This window comes from Streptomyces sp. NPDC031497 (assembly GCF_055580905.1).
Map to the genome: position 1 here is coordinate 1 of NZ_JBVIKO010000041.1, position 22,113 is coordinate 22,113.

Genomic DNA, 22,113 nt, shown 5'->3' on the forward strand with positions numbered 1-22,113 from the left:
TCAAAGAGGGCGGCGAGGAATACCTCGACTCCGAGAAGTACCAGCTCAAACCCCGCGACTGGACCCGCGCCGACACCGAGGGCATCGCCCCCCTCGTCACCCGCCTCAACACCGTCCGGCGCAGCAGTCCGGCCCTGCGGCAGCTGCGCGATCTCCACTTCCACCACGCCGACCAGGAAGCGGTGATCGTCTACAGCAAGCGGAGCGGATCGAACACGGTTCTGGTGGTCGCCAACCTCGACCCCCACCACACCCAGGAGGCCACGGTCTCGTTGGACATGCCGCAACTCGGCCTGAACTGGCACGAGTCGGTGCCGGTGCGCGACGAGCTCACCGGTGAAACCTTCAACTGGGGCAGGGCCAACTATGTGCGCCTGGAACCGGGTCGACGACCCGCGCATATCTTCACGGTTCTGCGACCGTCCCCGCGGATCGGAGGGTCACCCACAACATGATCGTCAACGAACCCGTCCAGGACACCTTCGAGGACACGCCGGCCAAGGACCGCGACCCCGACTGGTTCAAACGGGCCGTCTTCTACGAGGTCCTCGTCCGTTCCTTCCAGGACAGCAACGGTGACGGCATCGGCGACCTCAAGGGTCTGACCGCGAAGCTCGACTATCTGCAGTGGCTCGGCGTCGACTGCCTCTGGCTGCCGCCCTTCTTCAAGTCCCCGCTGCGGGACGGCGGTTACGACGTCTCCGACTACACCGCGGTACTCCCCGAGTTCGGTGACCTCGCCGACTTCGTGGACTTCGTCGACGCCGCCCACCAGCGCGGCATGCGCGTGATCATCGACTTCGTCATGAACCACACCAGCGACCAGCACCCGTGGTTCCAGGAGTCGCGCAAGGACCCGGACGGGCCGTACGGCGACTACTACGTCTGGGCGGACGACGACAAGCAGTACCAGGACGCGCGGATCATCTTCGTCGACACCGAGGCGTCCAACTGGACCTACGACCCGGTCCGCAAGCAGTACTTCTGGCACCGCTTCTTCTCCCACCAGCCGGACCTCAACTACGAGAACCCGGCCGTCCAGGAGGAGATCCTCTCCGCGCTGAAGTTCTGGCTGGATCTGGGCATCGACGGCTTCCGGCTGGACGCGGTGCCGTATCTCTACCAGCGCGAGGGCACCAACTGCGAGAACCTGCCCGCCACCCACGACTTCCTGAAGCGGGTGCGCAAGGAGATCGACACCCAGTACCCGGACACCGTGCTGCTGGCGGAGGCCAACCAGTGGCCGGAGGACGTCGTCGACTACTTCGGCGACTACCGCAGCGGCGGCGACGAATGCCACATGGCGTTCCACTTCCCGGTGATGCCCCGCATCTTCATGGCGGTCCGCCGGGAATCCCGCTACCCCGTCTCGGAGATCCTCGCCAAGACCCCCGCCATCCCCTCCGGCTGCCAGTGGGGCATCTTCCTGCGCAACCACGACGAGCTGACCCTCGAAATGGTCACCGACGAGGAACGCGACTACATGTGGGCCGAGTACGCGAAGGACCCGCGGATGCGCGCCAACATCGGCATCCGCAGGCGGCTCGCCACGCTCCTGGACAACGACCGCAACCAGATCGAGCTGTTCACCGCCCTGCTGCTCTCCCTCCCCGGCTCGCCGATCCTCTACTACGGCGACGAGATCGGCATGGGCGACAACATCTGGCTCGGCGACCGGGACGCGGTCCGCACCCCCATGCAGTGGACCCCCGACCGCAACGCCGGCTTCTCCTCCTGCGACCCGGGACGGCTCTACCTGCCGACCATCATGGATCCGGTCTACGGCTACCAGGTCACCAACGTCGAGGCGTCCATGTCCTCGCCCTCCTCGCTGCTGCACTGGACGCGCCGGATGATCGAGATCCGCAAGCAGAATCCTGCCTTCGGACTGGGGTCCTATACCGAACTCCAGTCGTCGAACCCGGCGGTGATCGCCTTCCTGCGCGAGTACGAGGACGACCTGGTCCTGTGCGTCCACAACTTCTCCCGGTTCGCCCAGCCCACCGAGCTGGACCTGCGGCGCTTCAACGGCCGGCATCCGGTGGAGCTGTTCGGCGGAGTGCGGTTCCCGGCCGTCGGCGAGCTGCCGTACCTGCTGACCCTGGCGGGACACGGCTTCTACTGGTTCCGGCTGCGCGCGGACGGGTAACCGGAACCCGGCATAGTCCACCCCGGGCGGCGGCGGTTTCCTCCGGCCCGCCCGGGGCACGCATCACTAACGCCCCCGACGACCGGGGAAAGGACGTACCCGCCATGGCGGAAACGGTCACTCCCTCCACGCCCCCTCTCCTCGCCTCGCTCGATCCCCTCCTGCGCGAATGGCTGCCCCGGCAGCGCTGGTTCGCGGGCAAGGGCAGTCCGGTCACCGGCTTCGCCACGGTGGCCGAGACCGAACTCCTGCCGTCGGACAACAGGCTGGGCCTGCACCATCTGCTGGTCCGCGCCGAACAACCGCCCGCCCCCGCCGAGGCAGGCGACTGCTACCAGCTCCTCATAGGCGTACGCGAGGCGCTGCCGCCCCGGCTGGCGCCCGCGCTGATCGGCCACCTGCCCGACGGCCCGCTGGCCGGACACACGGTGTACGACGCCCTGTACGACCCCCGGCCCGCCGAGGTGCTCCTGGAGGCCCTGCGCACCCGGGCCCGCATCGGCGGGCTGTTCTTCGAACGCGACCCCGGTCCGGAGATACGCGACGGGCTGGTGGCCCGGCTCCTGACCGCCGAGCAGTCCAACTCCTCGGTCGTCTACGGAGATACGTTCATCCTGAAGCTCCTGCGGCGGGTCGTGGCCGGCGTCAACCCCGACCTGGAGATACCCCTGGCCCTGGCCCGCGAGGGCTGCGCCCGGGTGCCCGCCCCGACGGCATGGCTGCGGGCGGAACTGGCCGGGGAGTCGTACGTCCTGGCCGTCCTCCAGCCCTTCATACGCGGCGCGACCGACGGCTGGGAGCTGGCCCTGCGCGAGCTGGCCAAGGGCGAGGACTTCGCGGCGGACGCTCGGGCGCTGGGGCGGGCCACCGCCGAGGTGCACACGGCGCTGGCCCGGGCGCTGCCGACCGTCACCCTCGGCCACAGCCAGCTGGAGTCGATGGTCGCGGGCATGACCGAACGGCTGGCGGCGGCCGCCCAGGCGGTGCCGGCGCTGCGACCGTACGAGGACGGGCTGCACTCGGCCTACGAGGCGCTGGCCGCCCTGGCCGCCGAGGGCCGCACCTGGACCGCCCAGCGGGTGCACGGCGATCTGCACCTGGGGCAGTGTCTGCGCTCGCCGTCCGGGGAGTGGTCCCTGATCGACTTCGAGGGCGAGCCGGCCCGTCCGCTGGCCGAGCGCCGGATGCCGCAGCCGCCGGTGCGCGACATCGCCGGCATGCTGCGCTCCTTCGACTACGCGGCCCACTCGGTGACCCCGCCGGCCCGTGCCTGGGCGCAGCTGTGCCGGGCGGCCTACTGCTCCGGGTACGCCGAGATCACCGGCGTCGACCCCCGCACCGACCCCGTGCTGCTGCGGGCCTACGAGACCGACAAGGCCGTCTACGAGGTCCTCTACGAGGCCCGGCACCGCCCCGACTGGCTTTCCGTGCCCCTGTCGGCCGTCCACCGCCTCGCCACCTCCGACTCGCCCTGATCCCCGGGAGACCCGTCCGTGACCTCCAAGAAGTCCGTATCCGTAGCCGCCGACGATCGCGATCGGCTGCTGCTCGGCACTCACCACGACCCGCACTCCGTCCTGGGCGCCCATCCGGTGCCGGGCGGCGGGATAGCCGTGCGGGTGTTCCGCCCGTACGCCCGCGCGGTGACGGTGGTCGCCGGCCGGGATCTGCGGGCCGACCTGCACGACGACGGCGACGGCTTCTTCTCCGTCCTGCTCCCCCTCCCCGACGTGCCGGTCTACCGGCTGCTGGTGGAGTACGACGGGACGGTCCAGGAGACCGAGGACGCGTACCGCTTCCTACCCACCCTGGGCGAGCTGGACCTGCACCTGCTGGGCGAGGGCCGGCACGAGCGGCTGTGGGAGGTGCTCGGCGCGCACCCCACCACCCACCAGGGCGTCTCCGGCACCCGTTTCTCGGTGTGGGCGCCGAACGCGCAAGGCGTCCGGCTGGCCGGCGGTTTCAACTTCTGGGACGGCACCGGGTATCCGATGCGCTCGCTCGGCTCCTCCGGGATCTGGGAGCTGTTCGTGCCGGGCATCGGCGCGGGCGAGCTGTACAAGTTCGACATCACCCGCCCGGACGGCTCGCACACCCTGCGCGCCGACCCGCTGGCCCGGCGTACCGAGGTGCCGCCCAGCACGTCGTCCATCGTCCACGCGTCCCGGCACGAGTGGACCGACGAGGAGTGGATGAGCCACCGGGCCGACACCCCCGTGCACGAGGCCCCCTTCTCGGTCTACGAGGTGCACCTGCCGTCCTGGCGCCCCGGCCTGACCTACCGCGAACTGGCCGAGCAGCTCCCGCGCTACGTCGGCGACCTGGGCTTCACGCATGTCGAGCTGATGCCGGTCGCCGAGCACCCCTTCGGCGGCTCCTGGGGCTACCAGGTCACCGGCTTCTACGCGCCGACCGCCCGCCTCGGTACCCCCGACGACTTCAAGCACCTGGTCGACGCGCTGCACCGGGCCGGCATCGGGGTGCTGATGGACTGGGTGCCCGCGCACTTCCCGCGGGACGACTGGGCACTGGCGGAGTTCGACGGGCGGCCGCTGTACGAGCACTCCGACCCGCTGCGGGCCGCCCACCCCGACTGGGGCACCCTGGAGTTCGACTTCGGGCGCCGGGAGGTACGCAACTTCCTGGTGGCGAACGCGCTGTACTGGTGCGAGGAGTTCCACATAGACGGGCTGCGAGTGGACGCGGTCGCCTCGATGCTCTACCTGGACTACTCGCGCGAACCGGGCCAGTGGACGCCGAACGAGCACGGCGGCCGGGAGAACCTGGACGCGGTGGCGTTCCTCCAGGAGATGAACGCGACGGTCTACCGGCGGGTGCCGGGCGTGGTGACCATCGCCGAGGAGTCGACGGCCTGGGAGGGCGTGACCCGCCCCACCGACACCGGGGGGCTCGGCTTCGGCCTGAAGTGGAACATGGGCTGGATGCACGACTCGCTGGAGTACATGTCCCACGAGCCGGTCCACCGCAGGTACCACCACCACGAGATGACCTTCTCGATGGTGTACGCGTACAGCGAGAACTACGTGCTGCCCATCTCCCACGACGAAGTCGTGCACGGCAAGCGGTCGCTGGTCTCCAAGATGCCCGGCGACTGGTGGCAGCAGCGCGCCAACCTCCGCGCCTACCTGGCCTTCATGTGGGCCCACCCCGGCAAGCAGCTCCTCTTCATGGGCCAGGAGTTCGCCCAGGGCGCGGAGTGGTCGGAGGCCCACGGCCCCGACTGGTGGCTGCTCGACCCGGCCTACGGCGCCGAGGCCGACCACCGGGGCGTCCGCGACCTGGTCCGCGACCTCAACGCCGTCTACCGCGCCACCCCGGCCCTCTGGCAGCGGGACACCTCCGTCGCCGGCTTCCAGTGGATCGCGGGGGACGCGGCCGAGGACAACGTCTTCGCGTTCCTGAGGTACGACGCCGAGGGCACCCCGCTGCTCGCGGTCTCCAACCTCGCCCCCGTGATCCGCTCCGACTACCGCCTGGGCGTCCCGGACGAGATCCCCGCCTGGCACGAGACCGTCAACACGGACGCGGCCCCGTACGGCGGCAGCGGTGTCACCAACCCGGACCCGGTCAAGCCCGAGCCGCAGGGCAGCCATGGCCGCCCCGCGAGCATCCGCCTGACCCTGCCTCCGCTGGCTACGGTGTGGCTGCGGCCTGCCTGAGACCGGCCGGCAGGCCGCCGGTGTGCAGGACGCCCAGTCGTTGGGTGGCGCGGGTGAGGGCCACGTACAGGTCGCTGGTGCCGTAGCGGCCCGGTTCGACCACCAGGACCGAGTCGAACTCCAGGCCCTTGGCCTGGCGCGGGTCCAGGAGTACGACTGTCCGCGTCAGGTCGGGTTCGGCGCCGGCCGTGACGCCGTCCAGGCGGCCGGCGAGGGCGCGGTGGAGGTCGCGTGGGGCGATCACCGCCAGGCGGCCCTCGGTGGGGGTGAGTTCGGCCACCGCCTTCTCCACGGCGCCGGGGAGGTCGTCGTAGGCCTGCCGGATCCACGGGCGTACGCCCGTGGAGCGGACCGAGCTCGGGGGCTCGAAGTCCGGGTCACCGGCGCGGACCACGGCCGCGGCGAGGTCCATGATCTCGGACGGGGTGCGGTAGTTGACGCCGAGGCGGGTGTGGTCCCAGCGGTCCTCGACATACGGTTCGAGGATCTCCGACCAGGAGCCCACGCCCGCCGCCTCCGCGGTCTGGGCCGGGTCGCCGACCAGGGTCATGGAGCGGGTCGGGCTGCGCCGCATCAGCAGCCGCCAGGCCATCGGCGACAGCTCCTGCGCCTCGTCGACGATGATGTGCCCGAAGGCCCAGGTGCGGTCGGCCGCCGCGCGTTCGGCCGCGCTGCGGAAGTCCTCCTCCTCGTGGCGCTCGGCGAAGCGTTCGGCGTCGATGATGTCGTGCGCGGACAGGACCTCCGAGGCGTCGGGGTCGCTGTCCTCCTTGTCGTCGAACTCGTAGGTCCGGGAGGCGTAGGAGACGTCGAGGACGCCCTGCGCGTAGGCGATCTGGGTCTCGCGCTCGCGTTCGGCACGGGCCCGGGCGACGCGCTCGTCGACGCCCAGCAGCTCGGCCGCCTCGTCGAGGAGGGGGACGTCCGAGACCGTCCAGGACCGGGTGACCGGGCGGCGGATCGCGGCCGCGTCCTCGGCGCCGAGATACCCCTCGGGGGCGGCCAGGAAGTCGGCGACCAGGCGCTGCGGGGTCAGTCGCGGCCACAGCTGGTCGACGGCGGACCAGACCTCGGGGTTCTCGGCGAGTTCGTCGCGGATCTGGGTGATGTCGGAGGCGTCCAGCAGGCTGCTGCCGTCGAAGGGGTCGGTGCCGACCCGTTCGGCGTACAGCTCGGTGAGGGTGTTGAGGATGTGGCCCTCGAAGTACTCACGGGCCACGTTGTGCGGGAGTTCGGCGGCGCGGGTGCGCTCGCGGGCCATGTTGACCAGGCCGTCGTCGAGCATCAGCACCTCGCGGTCGTGCTCGACGGTGATGACCGGGTCGGGCAGCGCCTGCCGGTCGCGCACGGCGGCGGCGAGCACGTCGGCCATGTCGGCGCGGCCCTTCACGGCGGCCGCCTCCGGGGTGTCGGCGGCCGTGGCCTTCACCCCGGGGTACAGCTCGCCGACGGTCGCCAGCAGCACGCCGGTCTCGCCGAGCGAGGGCAGCACCTCGCCGATGTAGCCGAGGAAGGCGGGGTTGGGGCCGACGATGAGCACGGCCCGCTTGGCGAGCAGCTCACGGTGTTCGTAGAGGAGATAGGCGGCCCGGTGCAGCGCGACCGCGGTCTTCCCCGTCCCCGGCCCGCCCTCGACCACCAGAACCCCCCGATGGGGGGCGCGGATGATCTCGTCCTGTTCCGCCTGGATGGTCTGCACGATGTCGTTCATCCGGCCGGTGCGGGCCGAGTTGAGGGCGGCGAGCAGCACCGCGTCGCCGGACGGGTCCTCGTGGCCGGTGCGCTCCTGGTCGCCCAGGTCGAGGATCTCGTCGTGCAGGGAGGCGACCGTGCGGCCGTCGACGGCGATGTGCCGGCGGCGGCGCAGGCCCATCGGGGTGTGGCCGGTGGCCAGGTAGAAGGGGCGGGCGACCGCGGCGCGCCAGTCGATGAGGACCGGGGTGCGCTCGGCGTCGTTCCGGCGCAGTCCGATCCGGCCGATGTGGTACTTCGTGCCGGAGACCTGGTCGATCCGGCCGAAGCAGAGGGAGCCGTCCACGGCGTTCAGCGCGGCGAGCAGCCCGGACCGCTCGGCGACCAGGATGTCCCGCTCCAGTCGGGCCTGCATCGGCTTGTCGCCGAGGGCGAGGGCGTCCGCGACCGAGTCCTCGGTGTCGCCGCGCAACGCGTCCACCCGTGCGTACAGTCCGTCGATGAATTCCTGTTCGTGCCGCAATTCATCGTCCGGAAATTCGGTGTTTGACAATTCCGCTCCCGCCCGGATATACTGTGCCCACTGAACTTCTTCGCGACCGGGTCGATATCATCGTCGACCTGAAGTCACGAACTCTTGAATATACGCAAAGAAATCCCCCGAGCGCAATTGCTCGGGGGATTCTTCGTGTGGCCGGCCGGTTCAGAGCAGCACGTCGGACAGCTCCTCCAGGAGCCGCCGCTTGGGCCGGGCACCCACCATCGACTTCACCGGCTCGCCGTCCATGAACACCATGAACGTCGGCATCGACAGCACCTTGTAGGCGTTCGTCGTCTCCGGGTTGTGGTCCACGTCCAGCTGGACCACCTTCAGCCGCTCGCCCTCCTCCGCCGCGAGGGCGGTGAGCACCGGCGCCATCTGCCGGCACGGCGGGCACCAGTCGGCGGTGAACTCCACCAGCACCGGCCCGTCCGCCCCGATCACCTCCGCCGCGAAGTCCGCGTCCGTCACCTCGGCCACACCCGCCGCCTTGGTCATCCGCCATCCCCTCCCAGCTCGCACACCGGTTCCGGACCACCCGGAACCTCAGCCTCGGCGGCCAGCTCGGCCCGCGCCCGCTCGGCCCGCGCCAGCTGGGCCCCGACCTCGGCCCGCACGGCCCGCAACTCGCCGATGAGCGAGTCCAGCTCCGCCAGCTTGCGCCGGTAGACCGCGAGCGACGCCGGACAGGTGTCGCCCTCCGGGTGGCCGGCCCGCAGGCACTCGACGAACGGCCGGGTCTCCTCCAGCTCGAACCCGAAGTCCTGGAGCGTCCGGATCTGCGTAAGGAGCTTCAGATCGCTCTCGTCGTAGGTCCGGTGGCCGTTGTCGGAACGCCGCGCGGGCAGCAGCCCGCGCGCCTCGTAGTACCGCAGGGTGCGCGTGGTGGTACCGGCCCGTGCGGCCAGCTCGCCGATTCGCATGTCCACGACGGTAGGACTTGACGCCGACGTCAAGGCAAGCTCGGCTGCACGCCCGCGGATTCCTCGACCTCCAGCAGGGAGGCGCTGTGCCGCTCCTCCTCGAAGGCCCGGCGCCCGCCGCGCAGCCCGAACAGCCGCTTGGCGAGGGCGATGTAGAGCACCGCGAGGATGTTCAGGACCAGAGTGGCGATCTTCAGATAACTGACCTTCTCGGTGAGTTCGTAGATCTCCAGCGGCAGGAAGGCGGCGGTGGCGACCACCGTCAGGTACTCCGCCCACCGCTTGGCGTACCAGAGGCCGACCGCCTCGACGAGTTCGATCAGCGCGTACGCCAGCAGCAGCGCGGCCACCAGCAGCAGCGTGGAGTGCTTGTAGCCGAAGGCCTTCTGTATGGAGCCGACCACCGGTGAATGGTCGAGGTCGTAGTGGAAGTGTTTGAAGACCGGCCGGAAGGTGTCCAGGTACTCGTTGAAGAGCCGGCGCACCGCGTCCTGGCTGTTGCTGAACTTCCACACCGCGACCGCGACCAGCACGATGAACACCCCGCGCACGGCCCGCTCGATCGCCAGGAAGCGCAGGATGAACAGATCCCGCAGCACCTTTCCGCGCGGCACCAGCGGGGCGTCCACCGCCGGGCCCGACCCGTGCGGCTCGCCGAGCGCGAAGTCGCCGCAGCGCAGACAGCGCCAGGCATCCCCGACCGCGGTCTGGGCGTGCAGCCGTACCCGCAGCCGCGGGTCGTCGGGGGCATAGGTCACATGCCCCTTGCGCGCGCAGTGCCGACGGTCCCAGTCGATCTTCATCCCCCGTGCCTCCATGCCAGGAATGCCAACGTGCCGATCCGGTTGGCCCGGAGCGGCACGTTAGTGGATGAGGCTGACAGCGGTCCCGGCGCCCGCCCCTGGCAGCGGTCTGCCTGCCGCGGAGCCGGCCCGGCGATGGCAAAGAACGGAAACAGTAGCGCCTTCCGACGTCTGAAATCACCTCGGCACCACCCATTTGAGGTGGTGTCACGTCGTGTCTTGCCAAGAGTTTTTGTGCAGTGGCACGGTGTGCTATGAAGCACGGTGGGTCAGGTCAGAATGCTGGACAGCGAAGCCTCACCAAACCTGACGGGACAGCACCTCCTGCCGTGTATCGCATGGGATGGTCAATCAACATGAGCATGCATGTCCGTTGGTCCTATCGGGTGATGAGTCATGGCGGCACCCTGCACCAGGCCCGGTTCGTAACGACCGTTACCACGCGTCGACGAGTGCGCCCGCGTGGCCACAGAGCCGGCGCGGGACCGAAGGAGCTGATGTGACCGTGGCAGAAAACCCCATGTACTCGAGGCAGCGTCTCGCCCAGCGGCTCAGGAAGGGCCGCGAGGATGCCGGATTCACTCAGCAACAGGTCGCCGAGGAGTTCACCTGGAGTCCGTCAAAGGTCATCAGGATCGAGAGTGGCTCAAAGCCGGTGAACGTGGCCGACGCCATGGTCCTGATGGCCCACTACAGGATCACCGGCGAGGAGGCGGACAGACTGACCGAGCTGGCCAAGGCGGCGCGCCAGCCCTCCTGGTACGCCGGCTACAAAGAGATCATGTCTCCGGAGTTCGAGGCGTTTCTGGCCTATGAGGAATCCGCCTCGGTCGTCCGGGACTTCGCCCGCAACGTGATTCCCGGCCTGCTGCAGACCGAGGAATACACGGACGCGCTTCTCGAGGCCTTCGGCGTGAGCGCGGATGTACGCGAAAAACGAGTGGAACTCCGTATGCGGCGCCAGAAGGTACTGGACACGGACGCCGAGTTCTTCTATCTCCTGGACGAGTCGACACTGCGCCGTCAGATCGGCTCGGAAAACCTGATGCGGCACCAGTACGAGGCACTCCTGGCCAGCAACGAGCGACCCAACATCAAGATCATGTTCGTGCCGTTCAAGGTCGGCATCTACCCGCTGTTCAGGAGCCCCTACACGATCTTCGAGTTCCCGGAGAGCGACGATCTCGTCGCCTACCTGGAGAAGCCGGAGACCGAGGAACTGCTGAGCGAGAAGACACCGCGGTCGGGCAGGCAGAGTCCGACCGACTACCTCGACGCGTTCTGGGAGGTCGAGCGTTCGCTGGCCTTGGACATCACCCAGGGGGACTGGCTGTGAGCACGTACACAGAGCACTCAGCCACGCGGAATCGGCGGTATGGACATCGAGGTCACGAACACGGTCCAGGCGCTCGCGTCGAACGATATATGACCCAACTCGGTGAACTTGGAATCCCTCACCTGTATCCGGAAACTCGCCAGCACCTCGACACAGCCTGCATCCTCGTTGCTGTGCGAACTCTTTCGCCAGCTCCCCTGTCTCCTGGGCTTCACGAGCACCCCCGAAAGCTCCGTCAAAACCCTCGACCGAAAACACTCGGCCTGCCGATTATGAGCAACCCCCCGGGGTGTGGCAAGGAGTGTTTTCCGACAGCTCGCCGGTACGTGCCGGTGGGAACAGATGATCAATACAGGAAATAGCGCAAGAGGAAGGGAGCCGTCAGGCCTTGCCGGCAAGCATCCGGCCTGCGGCTCCCCGCAGAGCGCTCCCTCATGATTGGGAAGGCAGCACCCTGAGATGGATTCTAATCACTCGACCAGCCGATTGATACGCGAACACTGGGGCAAGTGGGGCAGGACGGTCACCGTCAACTTCGTGCGCGGCGCGAGCACGGCGGCCGGCGGAGCCATCATCTCCTTCATAGTCTGGTGGCTCCGCAACAGGTAGACACAACTTCGGACAACCCGTCACAGCGCAGCAGACGACGCATGGGGCGCAACGGCGTCACCGTTGTCTGCTGTGGTGGGCCCGTCGGACACCCGTTCCTTCGGCCTGCCCGGCAGCAGCACCGCCACCAGCACGGTCCCGACGCCCAGGATCACCGCGCCGACCAGGCTGGTGTGGGCCACCGCGGCGGCGAACGAGGAGCCGACGGCGTCCGCCATCTGCTGGGCACCCTCGGCCAGTTGCTGCGCCTGTGCCTTCAGCTGGGCCGCCTGCTGCGGGTCGGTGGCCTGCGCGGCCTGGGCGGCCGTCCGCCTGGCCCGCTCACCGATGCCCTGGGCGACCGCGTATCCGGCGCCGACCGAGTCCTGGGCGGTGGCGAGGGCGCTCGCGGGCAGCTTGCCGCCGCTGGTGGCGTCGGTGAGGTGGCTGCTGTAGGACGTGGCGAGCAGCGAACCGAGGATGGCGATGCCGAGGGAGCCGCCGAGTTCCAGCGAGGTGTCGTTGACGGCGCCGCCGACGCCCAGTTCGGACTCCGGGAAGGCCCCCATGATCGCGTCCGTGCAGGGCGAGAGCGCGAGGCCGATGGCCAGCCCGAGGATGATCAGGGGCGCCACGAAGTCCCCGTACCCCGAGGCGGCGTCCACCCGGGTGAGCAGGGCGAGCGCGGTGGTCCCGCCGACCATCCCCGCCGTGACCGTCCACTTCATGCCGACGCGCGGGGTGAGCCAGCCGGTCAGGGCCGAGCCGGCGAAGACCGCACCGGCCAGCGGGAGCATGCGGACGCCGGTGCCGAGGGCGTCGTAGCCGAGGACGAACTGGAGGTGCTGGGTGAGGTAGTAGAAGGCGCCGAAGACGGCCAGGAAGAACAGGGCGACGGCGAGGTTGGAGCCGGCGAAGCGGCGGTGGGCGAAGCGCCGGACGTCCAGGACCGGGTGCGGGTGGCGCAGCTCCCACAGGACGAAGGCGACGAGGCCGGCGCCCGCGACCACGGCCGCGGTGACCGCCTTGACGCCCCAGCCGAAGTGCGGCCCCTCGATGATCATGTAGACCAGCGAGCCGATCCACAGGACGGAGAGCAGTCCGCCGACGTAGTCGATGCGGTCGTGGTGACCGGCCCTGGACGGCGGTACGAGGACGAGGGCGCCGACGATCGCGACGGCCACGATCGGCACGTTGATGAGGAAGGTCGAGGACCAGCCGTGGTCGCGCAGCAGGGCACCGGCGACCACTGGTCCGGCGGCGATGGCGAGCCCGGCGGTGGCGGTCCACAGGGTGATGGCCTTCGCCCGCTCGCGGCGCGGGAAGGTGGCGGCGAGCAGGGAGAGGGTGGCCGGCATGATCAGCGCGGCCCCGGTGCCCATCACCGCACGGGCCGCGATCACGGTCGCGGCGCTGTCGGCGAGATACCCGAAGACGGCCCCGCCCCCGAACACGACCAGGCCCAGGATCAGCGCTCCGCGGCGGCTGTACTTGTCGCCGATCGCGCCGAGCAGCAGCATCAGGGCGGCGTACGGCACGGTGTAGCCGTCGATGACCCACTGCAGGTCGGCGCTGCTGAGCCCCAGGTCGGCGGTCATGTCGGGCGCGGCCACCGTGAGCGCGGTGTTGGCCATCACGATGACCAACAGGCTCAGGCAGAGCACCAGCAGGGCCCACCAGCGGCGCGGATACGGCCGCTCCGTCGTGTCGACCGGTTCCTTCATGACGAGTCGCATGGCAGGGATCGCCTTCCTCACGCGTCTGATGCCGTCTGATGCGCACGACCGGACTTGCACAGCCGTGCGCAATTGCACAACCATGTGCAATGTAAGGTATCTGCACACCACTGTGCAAATGGAGGAGGTGAAGCCCTTGCGGAGAGAAGGTGAGCCTCGCCGCGGGCAGGCAGAATGACAGTCATGACCACGGGTAACCCCTCCCGCGCCGACCTGAACCGGCGCCGCATCCTCGACGTCGCCCTCGCCGAGCTGCTGCTTGACCCCGACGCCTCGATGGACCAGATCGCGCGCGCGGCAGGGGTCGTACGACGGACCGTGTACGGCCATTTCCCGAGCCGGGAGGCGCTGATCGGCACGCTGGTCGACGGCGCGGTGGAGGCGCTGGTGGCAGCCGACGCGGGGGCCCGCCGGGATACGGCGAACCCGGCGGAGGCGGTGGCCCGGTCGGTGCTCGCCATCTGGGAGATCGCCGACCGCTACCGGCTGCTGGTCGGCCTCGCCCAGCGCACGGTCACCATGCGGGGCATCCGCGACCGCCTGGCCCCCCTGCGCGAGCAGAAGGCGGAGCTGCTGCAACGCGGCTTCGACGAGGGCGACTTCAGCTCACCGCTGCCGGCGCCGGCCCTGGCGTACGTCCATGAGCAGCTGCTGTTCGCGGTGATGGAGGCGGTCAATGACGGTCTCGTCGACGCGAAGGAGGCGGGCCGCTCCGCCGCGGTCAGCGTACTGACGGCAGCGGGCGTGCCCGCCTCCAGGGCCACCGCGCTGGTGGCCGAGTTGAGCGAGTAGCCCGGGTACGGCTCCGGGCGGCTGAGCGGGGGGGGGGGGGGGAGTTGTCAGCCGCCCGGAGGTTTCGGCCGGACGCCCGGCCCCGGTTCAGGCGGGGCCGGGCGTCCGACGGTTCTGGAGCGCCCCGAAGGGGCGCGGGCCCTGTCGATGTGCGGCTCCGCCGCGTGGGCGCGACCAGCCCCCACCGGCCCGCAGCCGACGACGACGGCGTACTACGCCTTCGCCAACTCCTCCCGCTGCTCAGGAACCTCGGGCACACCCGGCTCCCCGTCGTCCAGCAGCGTCTTCTCGTCGAACGGCAGCTCACCCGCGAGCACCTGCTGCACGCGCCCCTTGTCGATCTCCTTGGTCCACGTGCCGATCAGCACCGTGGCGACCGCGTTGCCGGCGAAGTTCGTCAGCGCGCGGGCCTCGCTCATGAACCGGTCGATGCCGACGATCAGACCGACACCGTCCACCAGCGCGGGCTTGTGCGACTGCAGACCACCGGCCAGCGTGGCCAGACCGGCGCCGCTGACGCCCGCCGCGCCCTTGGAGGCCAGCAGCAGGAAGAGCAGCAGCGGGATCTGCTCACCGATCGACATCGGCGTACCGAGGGCGTCCGCGATGTACAGCGACGCCATGGTCATGTAGATCATCGTGCCGTCGAGGTTGAACGAGTACCCCGTCGGAACGGTGATGCCGACGACCGGCTTGCTGACGCCCAGGTGCTCCATCTTCGCGATGAGCCGCGGCAGCGCGGATTCGGACGAGGAGGTGGAAAGGATCAGCAGGAACTCGCGGGCGAGGTACTTGAACAGGCTGAGGATGTTCAGCCCGGTGACGACCCGGAGCATCGTGCCCAGCACCACGAAGACGAAGAGCACACAGGTGATGTAGAAGCCGAGCATCAGTACGGCGAGGCTCTTGAGCGCGTCGAGCCCGGCGGAGCCGACGACGGCCGCGATGGCGCCGAACGCACCGATCGGCGCGGCCCACATGATCATGCCCAGGATGCGGAAGACGAGCCGCTGGATGTGCTCGATACCGCGCAGCACCGGCTGCCCGGCCGATCCCATGGCCTGCAGGGCGAACCCGGCGAGCAGCGCGATGAGCAGCGTCTGCAGCACCTGGCCCTCGGTGAAGGCGGAGACGAAGGTGGTGGGAATGATCGACAGTACGAAATCGACGCCGCCGAGCGCCTCGGAGTCCACCTGGGCATGCCCGGAAGCCTTGAGGGCGTTGGTGATGTGCAGCCCGTCACCGGGGTGCAGGATGTTGCCGACGACCAGGCCGATGGTGAGCGCGACCAGCGACATCACCAGGAAGTAGCCGAGCGCGATACCGCCCACGGCACCGACCTTGGCGGCCTTCCGTACGGACCCGATCCCGAGCACGATCGTGCAGAAGATGATCGGCGAGATCATCATCTTGATCAGGTTGACGAATCCGGTCCCGAGGGGCTTGAGCTCGACGCCGGCGTCGGGCCAGATGAGCCCCACGGCGATACCGAGCCCCACCGCGACGATCACGGCGATGTACAGGTAATGGGTACGGTCCCGCTTCACTGCGGGTGCGGCAGGTGCCGTACTGGGGGTGCTTGCGGCGGCCACGGCTGCCCTCCTTGACGTCTTCGTCGGTATCACCGGCGTGCGGCTCACGTCCGGGGGATATGGGGGTTGTCGTGACTATCTCCTGGTCTGTGAGCCCGGTCACCCTTCCGTTCATTTCGTTCACGCTTCACCCGGGAGGCACACTGCTGACATGCGCCTCCCGCCCGTCCCCCGCCCCCGCAGCCTGGCCGGCCAGCTGTTCGCCATGCAGGCCGTGCTGATAGCGGTGCTGGTCGCCGGGTACGCGCTGTTCACCTACGTCAGCGACCGCCACCAGGCGCAGGAGGCGGCGACCCGGCAGGCGACGGCGGTGGCACGGTCGGTGGCGGACGCGCCCTCGGTACGCTCGGCGATCCACACGTCCGATCCGAGCGCCCTGCTGCAGCCGTACGCCCTCCTGGTCATGCGGGACACCGAGGTCGACTTCATCACGATCATGACCCCGGACGGCATCCGCTGGACGCACCCCGATAAGAAGCAGATCGGCAAGCACTACCTGGGCCATATCGAGGCGGCCCAGAACGGCCACACCTACAGCGAGACGTACAAGGGCACCCTCGGCGCGTCCGTGCGCACGGTGACGCCGGTCCTGGAGAACGGCCGTGTGATCGGCCTGGTGAGCGCCGGCATCAAGGTGGAGGCGATCAGCAAGCGGGTCCAGGAGCAGGTCACGGCCCTGCTGGGGACCGCGGCCGGAGCGCTGCTGCTGGGCGCGCTCGGCACCTACGTCGTCAACGCGCGCCTACGACGTCACACGCACGGCATGAACGCGGCCGAGCTGAGCCGGATGCACGACTACCACCAGGCGGCGCTGCACGCGGTCCGCGAGGGCCTGCTGATGCTGGACGGCCAGTTCCGGGTGGCGCTGATCAACGACGGGGGCCGGGAGCTGCTGGGGGTGGGCCCGGAGGGGGAGGTCGTGGGCCGCTCGGTGGCGGACCTGGGCTTGCCGGCCCCGCTGACCGGCGCGCTGCTGGCCTCGGAGCCGCGGGTGGACGAGGTGCATCTGACGGCGGACCGGGTGCTGGTGGTGAACACCTCGCCGGTGTCGGGCGGTGAGCGCCGCGGCACGGTGGTCACCCTCCGGGACGTCACCGAACTCCAGGCCCTGACAGGCGAGTTGGACTCGGAGCGGGGTTTCACGCAGGCACTGCGCTCGCAGGCGCACGAGGCGGCGAACCGACTGCACACGGTCGTCTCACTCATCGAGCTGGGGAGGGCCTCGGAGGCGGTGGACTTCGCGACGGCGGAGCTGGAGCTGGCGCAGGCGCTGACCGACCAGGTGGTGGCGGCGGTCAGCGAGCCGGTCCTGGCCGCGCTGCTGCTGGGCAAGACGGCCCAGGCGAACGAGCGGGGCGTGGAGCTGGTGGTCTCGGACGAGAGCCGGCTGGATGACGGTTTGCTACCGGAGAGCCTGTCGGCGCGCGATCTGGTCACCGTCCTCGGCAACCTGATCGACAACGCGGTGGACGCGGCCCAGGGGACGGTCCGGGCGCGCGTGACAGTGACCGCCTTCGCGGAGGATGCCGAGCTGGTGATGAAGGTCGCGGACACGGGTGCGGGGGTGGACCCCGCGCATGCGGAACTGGTCTTCCAGCGCGGCTTCTCGACGAAGCCGGCGGGACCGGGCGGCCGGGGGCTGGGGCTGGCACTGGTCCGGCAGGCGGTGACCCGGCTGGAGGGCACGCTGACCGTGACGGAGGCGCCGGAGGGCGGGGCGGTGTTCGAGGTGCGGTTGCCGTTGCGGGCGTCGCTGGCGGGGGGCGAGGTCCGATGACCGGGGAGCCGATCAGAGTCCTGGTCGTCGAGGACGATCCGGTGGCCGCGGACGCGCATGTCATGTACGTGGGGCGGGTGCCGGGGTTCGTGGCGGTGGGGAAGGCGCACACCGGGGCCGAGGCACGCCGGCTCCTCGACCGCACACCGGTGGACCTGCTCCTCCTGGACCTGCACCTGCCGGACGTGCACGGCCTGCAGTTCGCCCGCTCGCTGCGGGCGGCCGGCCATCAGGCCGACGTCATAGCGGTGACGTCGGCACGGGATCTGGCGGTGGTGCGGGAGGGCGTCTCGCTGGGGGTGGTCCAGTACGTCCTGAAGCCGTTCACCTTCGCCACGCTGCGCGACCGGCTGACCCGGTACGCGGAGTTCCGGGCGGCGGTGGGCGAGGCGAGCGGCCAGGACGAGGTGGACCGGGCGCTGGGTGCGCTGCGAGCACCGTCGCCCGCGGCGCTGCCGAAGGGGCTGAGCGCGCCGACGCTGGAGCGGGTGACGGTCGCGTTGCGGGAGTCGGAGGAGGGGCTGACGGCGGCGGCGCTGGCGGAGAGCGTGGGGATCTCCCGGATCACGGCACGGCGGTATCTGGAGCATCTGGTGGAGGCGGGGCGGGCGGGGCGGAATCCGTTGTACGGGCAGGTGGGGAGGCCGGAGTTGGTTTATCGGTGGGGGCGGCGGTGAGCCCATCGGCTTGGGCGCGGGCTCGGGCGGCTTCGGTGGGGGCGTTGGCGCGGGTGTAGGCGTCGGCAGCCTGGAGCCAGCAGGTGCGGGCGTCGGCCGGACGCTGGGCGGCCTCGTGAGCGATGGCCAGGCTGTGGAGGGTCCGGCCCGCCCGGTACCAGTCCTCGAACTCCTGATAGACACGCACAGCCTCGGCATGTGCCTCGATCGCCTCCCCCACCCGGCCCGCCACCCGCAGGGCGACGCCGAGATTGTTCCACGCACTGGCCTCACGGTGGCGATCGTCGGCATCCCGGTACAGGTCGCGGGCACGGGTATGCGCCTCGATCGCCTCCTCCACCCGGCCCGCCACCCGCAAGGCGAGGCCGAGATTGTTCCACCCACTGGCCTCGGCGGGGCGGTCGTGGGCATCTTGGTACAGGTCGCGGGTACGGGTATGGGCCTCGATCGCCTCCTCCACCCGGCCCGCCGCCCACAGGGCGACGCCGAGATAGGCCCACGCAATGGCCTCGCGGCGGCGGTCCCCGGCACCGTGTGCGGCCTCCCGCGCCGCACCAGCCACGGCGATCCAGTCATCGAAATACCGACGCCAGCCGAGATACTCCCCCAGACACTCGGCCAGCCGCACCGCCACGCCCGAGAACCGCTCCTCCCGCACCCACCCCACCGCCGCCACCAGCCCCGCCCGCTCACCGTCAAACCACGCCAACGCCGCACCCCGGTCCCCGAACCGCTCCGGCTCCACCATCCCCGGCAGCCACCGCAACCGGCCATCCGCCGCATGCGCCCACCGGCGGTAGAACACCAGCACCCGCTCCCGCGCCTCCTCCCCCTCCTCCCGCAGCCTCATGTTCCCCGCCACCAGCCCCGCCCCGAACATCCGCACCAGGTCATGCAACCGCCACCACCCACGCCCGTTCCCCCTCTCGACCAGGTGCGCACGAGCCAGCGCCCTCAGATCCCGCAGCGGAGGAGCATCAGCACCCACCAGCGCGGCGGCGACCTCGTCGCTCACCTCGGGCCCGGGCGCAAGAGCGAGCAGGCGCAGCAGCCGGGCCTGCTCATACGGCAGACGCCGGTACGACAGCTCAAAGGCTGCACGCACGCTGCGTTCCCCGTCATCAAGGTGAACGAGCCGGTCGTGCGAAGCCTCAAGCTCGCCGACGAGTTCCGCGACCGGCATACCCGGGTCTTCCGCCAGCAACGCGGCCGCGATCTGGAGAGCCAGCGGCAAATGTCCGCACAGATCGGCGAGTTGTCCGGTGGCCTCGGCGTCGTCCGCCACCCGGCTGTCCTCCGGATCGGCGATCCTCAGGGCCAGGTCGAGAACCCGCCGTGCCTCCTCAGGCGTGAGCTGATCCAACGGCACAAGCCGCGCCCCCAGTTGGGGCAGCCGGTCGCGTGACGTCACCAGCACCCGATGCCGCCCCTCCCCCGGCAGCAACGGCCGTACCTGATCCGGCGACGAGGCGTTGTCCGCCAGCACCAGCACCGCCCCTCGCCGGGCGAGCACCGACCGATAGAGAACCGCCCGGTCATCGGCCGTAGCCGGAATGTGCGCCGGCGCCACCCCGAGGGCCCGCAGCAGGGACTGGAGGGCCTGGTCGGCGGTGACCGGCTGCTCGTCGTACCCATGCAGGTCGAGGAAGAGCACCCCACCCGGGAACCACCCCTCCCCGCACGCCAGATGCGCGGTCTCGACAGCGAGCGCCGTCTTGCCAATACCCCCGAGCCCCGACACAGCGGTGACGAGGACCGCGGCGGAATCGTCGAGCGCCCGCAGCAGCTCAGCCGTCTCGCCCTCCCGCCCGGTGAACCCACCGGGCCGCGGCGGCAGCGAGGCCAACGCCTCCGGCGCCGCACCCCCGCCCTGCTGGATCACGACCTGGACCCCGACCACCTCACGCAGAAAGACCCCACCACGGAAGTCGGAGTGATCACCGCCGTACCAGGCGGCCGCGCTGCCCGGCGCATACCGCTCCATGGCATCCGCGACGGCACCCGCAACCCTCGGATCGCCGCCGAGCAGCTCCGCGACCCGGTCACCCCAGTCCCGTAACGCCTCCGGCCGCCCCGAACCGTCCGCCGCTGCGGCGAGCGCCTGCCCGGCATCCCCTCCCGCGCCCTCGGCCAGGGCCGCCAGCAAAGCCGACAAAGCCGCTCTCATGCGCCGTTCCGTCCCCCGATGCCCCCTGATGCGTGGGCATCAACGCTACGGCGTCAGCCCGCACTCCGTACTGCTCTCGCCGGCCTCATGTACAGCAGCACCTGCGCCCCGAGCCCCACCACCGCGAGCGCCTCCACCACCGACAGCCCGACCAGCAACCCGCCGCCGTCCCCACCGGCCCAGAACACCACCAGCGCCGCGAGCGGCACCGCGCAGAACGCCGTCAGATCGATCACGGCCTGGATCGTCTTACGGGTCCGGCGACGGACATCGGTCCGGTGATAGGCCTCCCAGCCGAAGGTTGCGAACTCCCCTTCAGCCAGAGCCAGTTGGCCGAGCCGGGGCCCCAGCTCGTCCCGCACGTAGTGCCCGATCGCCGAGATCTTCTCGTCGTTGACCAGGTACGTCCACCCGAGCACCACACACACCGGCGGCAGCGCCAGCAGCATCGACGCCTGCTTGGCCTGCGCGGCCGCCGCGATGACGGCCGCGACAACCGCGAGCGTCACGTACAGCAGGTTGTCCCGGAACCCGATGCGGGCCTTCTGCTCGTCCTTGATCGTCTGGTACTCGGCGAGCAGCAACTGCCCGACGGTGACCCCTTGCTCCGGCATACGGCTCTCCCCCGCCCGACGGGCCGACTCACGCCGGACGACCCTACCCCGCCGATCTGATCTTCTTACGGCAGTCACCAACAGGCCTGTGGGCCAGGCAGCTTGGCGCTACGGTTGACAAATGCCCGCGAAGCGACCGCGTCCCACCGCCGCAGCCGTCATCCTCACCGCTCTGCCGGAGGAGTACGACGCCGTGCGCGCCCATCTCGTCGACGCCGAGGAGATCGTCCACCCCAAGAACGGCACCCGGGCCGAACTCGGCCGGCTCGCGGACACCGCCTGGACCGTGGCGCTCGCCGAACTGGGCGTGGGTGCCCTGACCGCCGCCTCGCTCACCACACAGATCGTCGACTGGCTCGAACCCGAGGCGGTGCTCTTCGTCGGCGTCGCGGGCGGCCTCAAGGACGACATCGAGATCGGTGACGTCGTGGTCGGCACGAAGGTGTACGCCATCCACGGCGGCAAGCAGACCCCGGACGGCTTCCAGGCGCGCCCCGAGATGTGGGTCGGCTCGCACCGGTTGGTGCAGGCGGCACGCTCCGCACTGCGGGACATGCCGGACGTACGAGGTCACCGCAAGCCGATCGCCGTCGGCGATGTCGTCCTGGCCGACGACAGATCGGCCTTCGCCGCCCACATCCGCCACCACTACAACGACGCCTGTGCGATCGAGATGGAGGGCTCCGGTGCCGCGCACGCGGCCCACCTGAACGGCCAGTTGGACACCCTGGTGATCCGGGGCATCAGCGACCTCGCCAACGCCGACAAGCACACGGCCGACGCCTCGGGCTCGCAGACACTCGCCGCCGAACGGGCCGCGTCGGTGGCGGTGGAGGTCCTGCGCAAGCACCAGCCCCGGGAGTCCTCCGACTCCGAGGAGGATCCCCAAGAACGGTACGGCGGCGACCACATCGACTTCAGGGGCGGCATCTTTCACGGCCCCGTCATCGGCAAGCAGACCGGACGGTAGCGGCAAGGGCACGGCCCACGGCCCGGTCCCCCAGGCGACGGCCACCCTGCCGCCACGCCCGCTGGGCTTCACCGGC

At 70.2% G+C, this 22,113-nt stretch carries 19 protein-coding genes; 10 read left to right on the forward strand and 9 right to left on the reverse strand.

Annotated features, from left to right (window positions below):
• From ACZ5K7_RS45230 to glgB, 4 genes are all read left to right on the forward strand, one after another.
• A partial coding sequence (locus ACZ5K7_RS45230; RefSeq protein WP_468923850.1) for an alpha-glucosidase C-terminal domain-containing protein occupies nucleotides 1-455 on the forward strand: 455 nt, incomplete at its 5' end.
• On the forward strand, nucleotides 452-2,149 hold the full coding sequence (gene treS / locus ACZ5K7_RS45235; protein ID WP_453382468.1) for a maltose alpha-D-glucosyltransferase: 1,698 nt from the start codon (nucleotides 452-454) through the stop codon (nucleotides 2,147-2,149). The genes ACZ5K7_RS45230 and treS, both read left to right, overlap by 4 nt.
• 104 nt (nucleotides 2,150-2,253) lie before the next feature.
• On the forward strand, nucleotides 2,254-3,624 hold the full coding sequence (locus tag ACZ5K7_RS45240) for a maltokinase N-terminal cap-like domain-containing protein (RefSeq protein ID WP_468923854.1): 1,371 nt from the start codon (nucleotides 2,254-2,256) through the stop codon (nucleotides 3,622-3,624).
• A gap of 18 nt (nucleotides 3,625-3,642) precedes the next feature.
• A complete protein-coding gene (gene glgB / locus ACZ5K7_RS45245) occupies nucleotides 3,643-5,829 on the forward strand; it encodes a 1,4-alpha-glucan branching enzyme (protein WP_468923857.1) in 2,187 nt (728 codons plus the stop codon).
• Here the strand turns inward: glgB and ACZ5K7_RS45250 are convergent.
• The 4 genes from ACZ5K7_RS45250 to ACZ5K7_RS45265 all read right to left on the reverse strand — a co-directional run bounded on the left by ACZ5K7_RS45250 (nucleotide 5,804) and on the right by ACZ5K7_RS45265 (nucleotide 9,788).
• Entirely contained in the window at nucleotides 5,804-8,074 is a 2,271-nt protein-coding gene (locus tag ACZ5K7_RS45250; RefSeq protein WP_468923860.1) for a HelD family protein, read from the reverse strand. The genes glgB and ACZ5K7_RS45250 overlap by 26 nt on opposite strands.
• Before the next feature lie 150 nt (nucleotides 8,075-8,224).
• Nucleotides 8,225-8,560, reverse strand: coding sequence for a thioredoxin family protein (locus ACZ5K7_RS45255; RefSeq protein ID WP_468923863.1), 336 nt, complete (start codon nucleotides 8,558-8,560; stop codon nucleotides 8,225-8,227).
• The gene (locus ACZ5K7_RS45260; protein ID WP_351710623.1) at nucleotides 8,557-8,985 is read right to left on the reverse strand and encodes a MerR family transcriptional regulator; all 429 of its coding nucleotides are present in this window, start codon (nucleotides 8,983-8,985) and stop codon (nucleotides 8,557-8,559) included. The genes ACZ5K7_RS45255 and ACZ5K7_RS45260 overlap by 4 nt, the downstream gene beginning before the upstream one ends.
• A gap of 29 nt (nucleotides 8,986-9,014) precedes the next feature.
• The gene (locus tag ACZ5K7_RS45265) at nucleotides 9,015-9,788 is read right to left on the reverse strand and encodes a DUF2127 domain-containing protein (protein ID WP_351710621.1); all 774 of its coding nucleotides are present in this window, start codon (nucleotides 9,786-9,788) and stop codon (nucleotides 9,015-9,017) included.
• Nucleotides 9,789-10,287: 499 nt separating this feature from the next.
• Here ACZ5K7_RS45265 and ACZ5K7_RS45270 point away from each other — a divergent pair, with 499 nt between their 5' ends.
• Nucleotides 10,288-11,124 (forward strand): helix-turn-helix domain-containing protein, encoded by an 837-nt coding sequence (locus ACZ5K7_RS45270; RefSeq protein ID WP_351710619.1) that lies wholly within the window; start codon nucleotides 10,288-10,290, stop codon nucleotides 11,122-11,124.
• Between the two features lie 17 nt (nucleotides 11,125-11,141).
• Here ACZ5K7_RS45270 and ACZ5K7_RS45275 read toward each other — a convergent pair whose 3' ends face one another.
• Nucleotides 11,142-11,345, reverse strand: coding sequence for a DUF397 domain-containing protein (locus ACZ5K7_RS45275; protein WP_468923868.1), 204 nt, complete (start codon nucleotides 11,343-11,345; stop codon nucleotides 11,142-11,144).
• Between the two features lie 238 nt (nucleotides 11,346-11,583).
• Here ACZ5K7_RS45275 and ACZ5K7_RS45280 point away from each other — a divergent pair, with 238 nt between their 5' ends.
• Entirely contained in the window at nucleotides 11,584-11,733 is a 150-nt protein-coding gene (locus tag ACZ5K7_RS45280; RefSeq protein ID WP_450973605.1) for a hypothetical protein, read from the forward strand.
• A 20-nt stretch (nucleotides 11,734-11,753) separates the two neighbouring features.
• On the opposite strand, the gene ACZ5K7_RS45285 is transcribed toward ACZ5K7_RS45280, so the two are convergent.
• Nucleotides 11,754-13,448 (reverse strand): MFS transporter, encoded by a 1,695-nt coding sequence (locus ACZ5K7_RS45285; protein WP_468923872.1) that lies wholly within the window; start codon nucleotides 13,446-13,448, stop codon nucleotides 11,754-11,756.
• Between the two features lie 174 nt (nucleotides 13,449-13,622).
• Between ACZ5K7_RS45285 and ACZ5K7_RS45290 the strand changes: the two genes are divergently transcribed.
• A complete protein-coding gene (locus tag ACZ5K7_RS45290) occupies nucleotides 13,623-14,240 on the forward strand; it encodes a TetR/AcrR family transcriptional regulator (RefSeq protein WP_351710615.1) in 618 nt (205 codons plus the stop codon).
• Nucleotides 14,241-14,452: 212 nt separating this feature from the next.
• Here ACZ5K7_RS45290 and ACZ5K7_RS45295 read toward each other — a convergent pair whose 3' ends face one another.
• Entirely contained in the window at nucleotides 14,453-15,832 is a 1,380-nt protein-coding gene (locus ACZ5K7_RS45295) for a cation:dicarboxylate symporter family transporter (protein ID WP_351710613.1), read from the reverse strand.
• 151 nt (nucleotides 15,833-15,983) lie between these two features.
• On the opposite strand from ACZ5K7_RS45295, the gene ACZ5K7_RS45300 reads away from it, so the two are divergent.
• Together ACZ5K7_RS45300 and ACZ5K7_RS45305 are read left to right on the forward strand one after the other, a co-directional pair.
• A complete protein-coding gene (locus ACZ5K7_RS45300) occupies nucleotides 15,984-17,609 on the forward strand; it encodes a sensor histidine kinase (RefSeq protein ID WP_468923876.1) in 1,626 nt (541 codons plus the stop codon).
• A complete protein-coding gene (locus ACZ5K7_RS45305) occupies nucleotides 17,606-18,286 on the forward strand; it encodes a response regulator (RefSeq protein WP_468923879.1) in 681 nt (226 codons plus the stop codon). The genes ACZ5K7_RS45300 and ACZ5K7_RS45305 overlap by 4 nt, the downstream gene beginning before the upstream one ends.
• On the opposite strand, the gene ACZ5K7_RS45310 is transcribed toward ACZ5K7_RS45305, so the two are convergent.
• Both ACZ5K7_RS45310 and ACZ5K7_RS45315 read right to left on the reverse strand, forming a co-directional pair.
• Nucleotides 18,174-20,453, reverse strand: coding sequence for a tetratricopeptide repeat protein (locus ACZ5K7_RS45310; RefSeq protein WP_468923882.1), 2,280 nt, complete (start codon nucleotides 20,451-20,453; stop codon nucleotides 18,174-18,176). The two genes, ACZ5K7_RS45305 and ACZ5K7_RS45310, sit on opposite strands and share 113 nt — an antisense overlap.
• Before the next feature lie 53 nt (nucleotides 20,454-20,506).
• On the reverse strand, nucleotides 20,507-21,067 hold the full coding sequence (locus ACZ5K7_RS45315; RefSeq protein WP_468923885.1) for a hypothetical protein: 561 nt from the start codon (nucleotides 21,065-21,067) through the stop codon (nucleotides 20,507-20,509).
• 121 nt (nucleotides 21,068-21,188) lie between these two features.
• On the opposite strand from ACZ5K7_RS45315, the gene ACZ5K7_RS45320 reads away from it, so the two are divergent.
• Nucleotides 21,189-22,037, forward strand: coding sequence for a 5'-methylthioadenosine/S-adenosylhomocysteine nucleosidase (locus tag ACZ5K7_RS45320; protein ID WP_468923888.1), 849 nt, complete (start codon nucleotides 21,189-21,191; stop codon nucleotides 22,035-22,037).
• Nucleotides 22,038-22,113 lie beyond the last annotated feature (76 nt).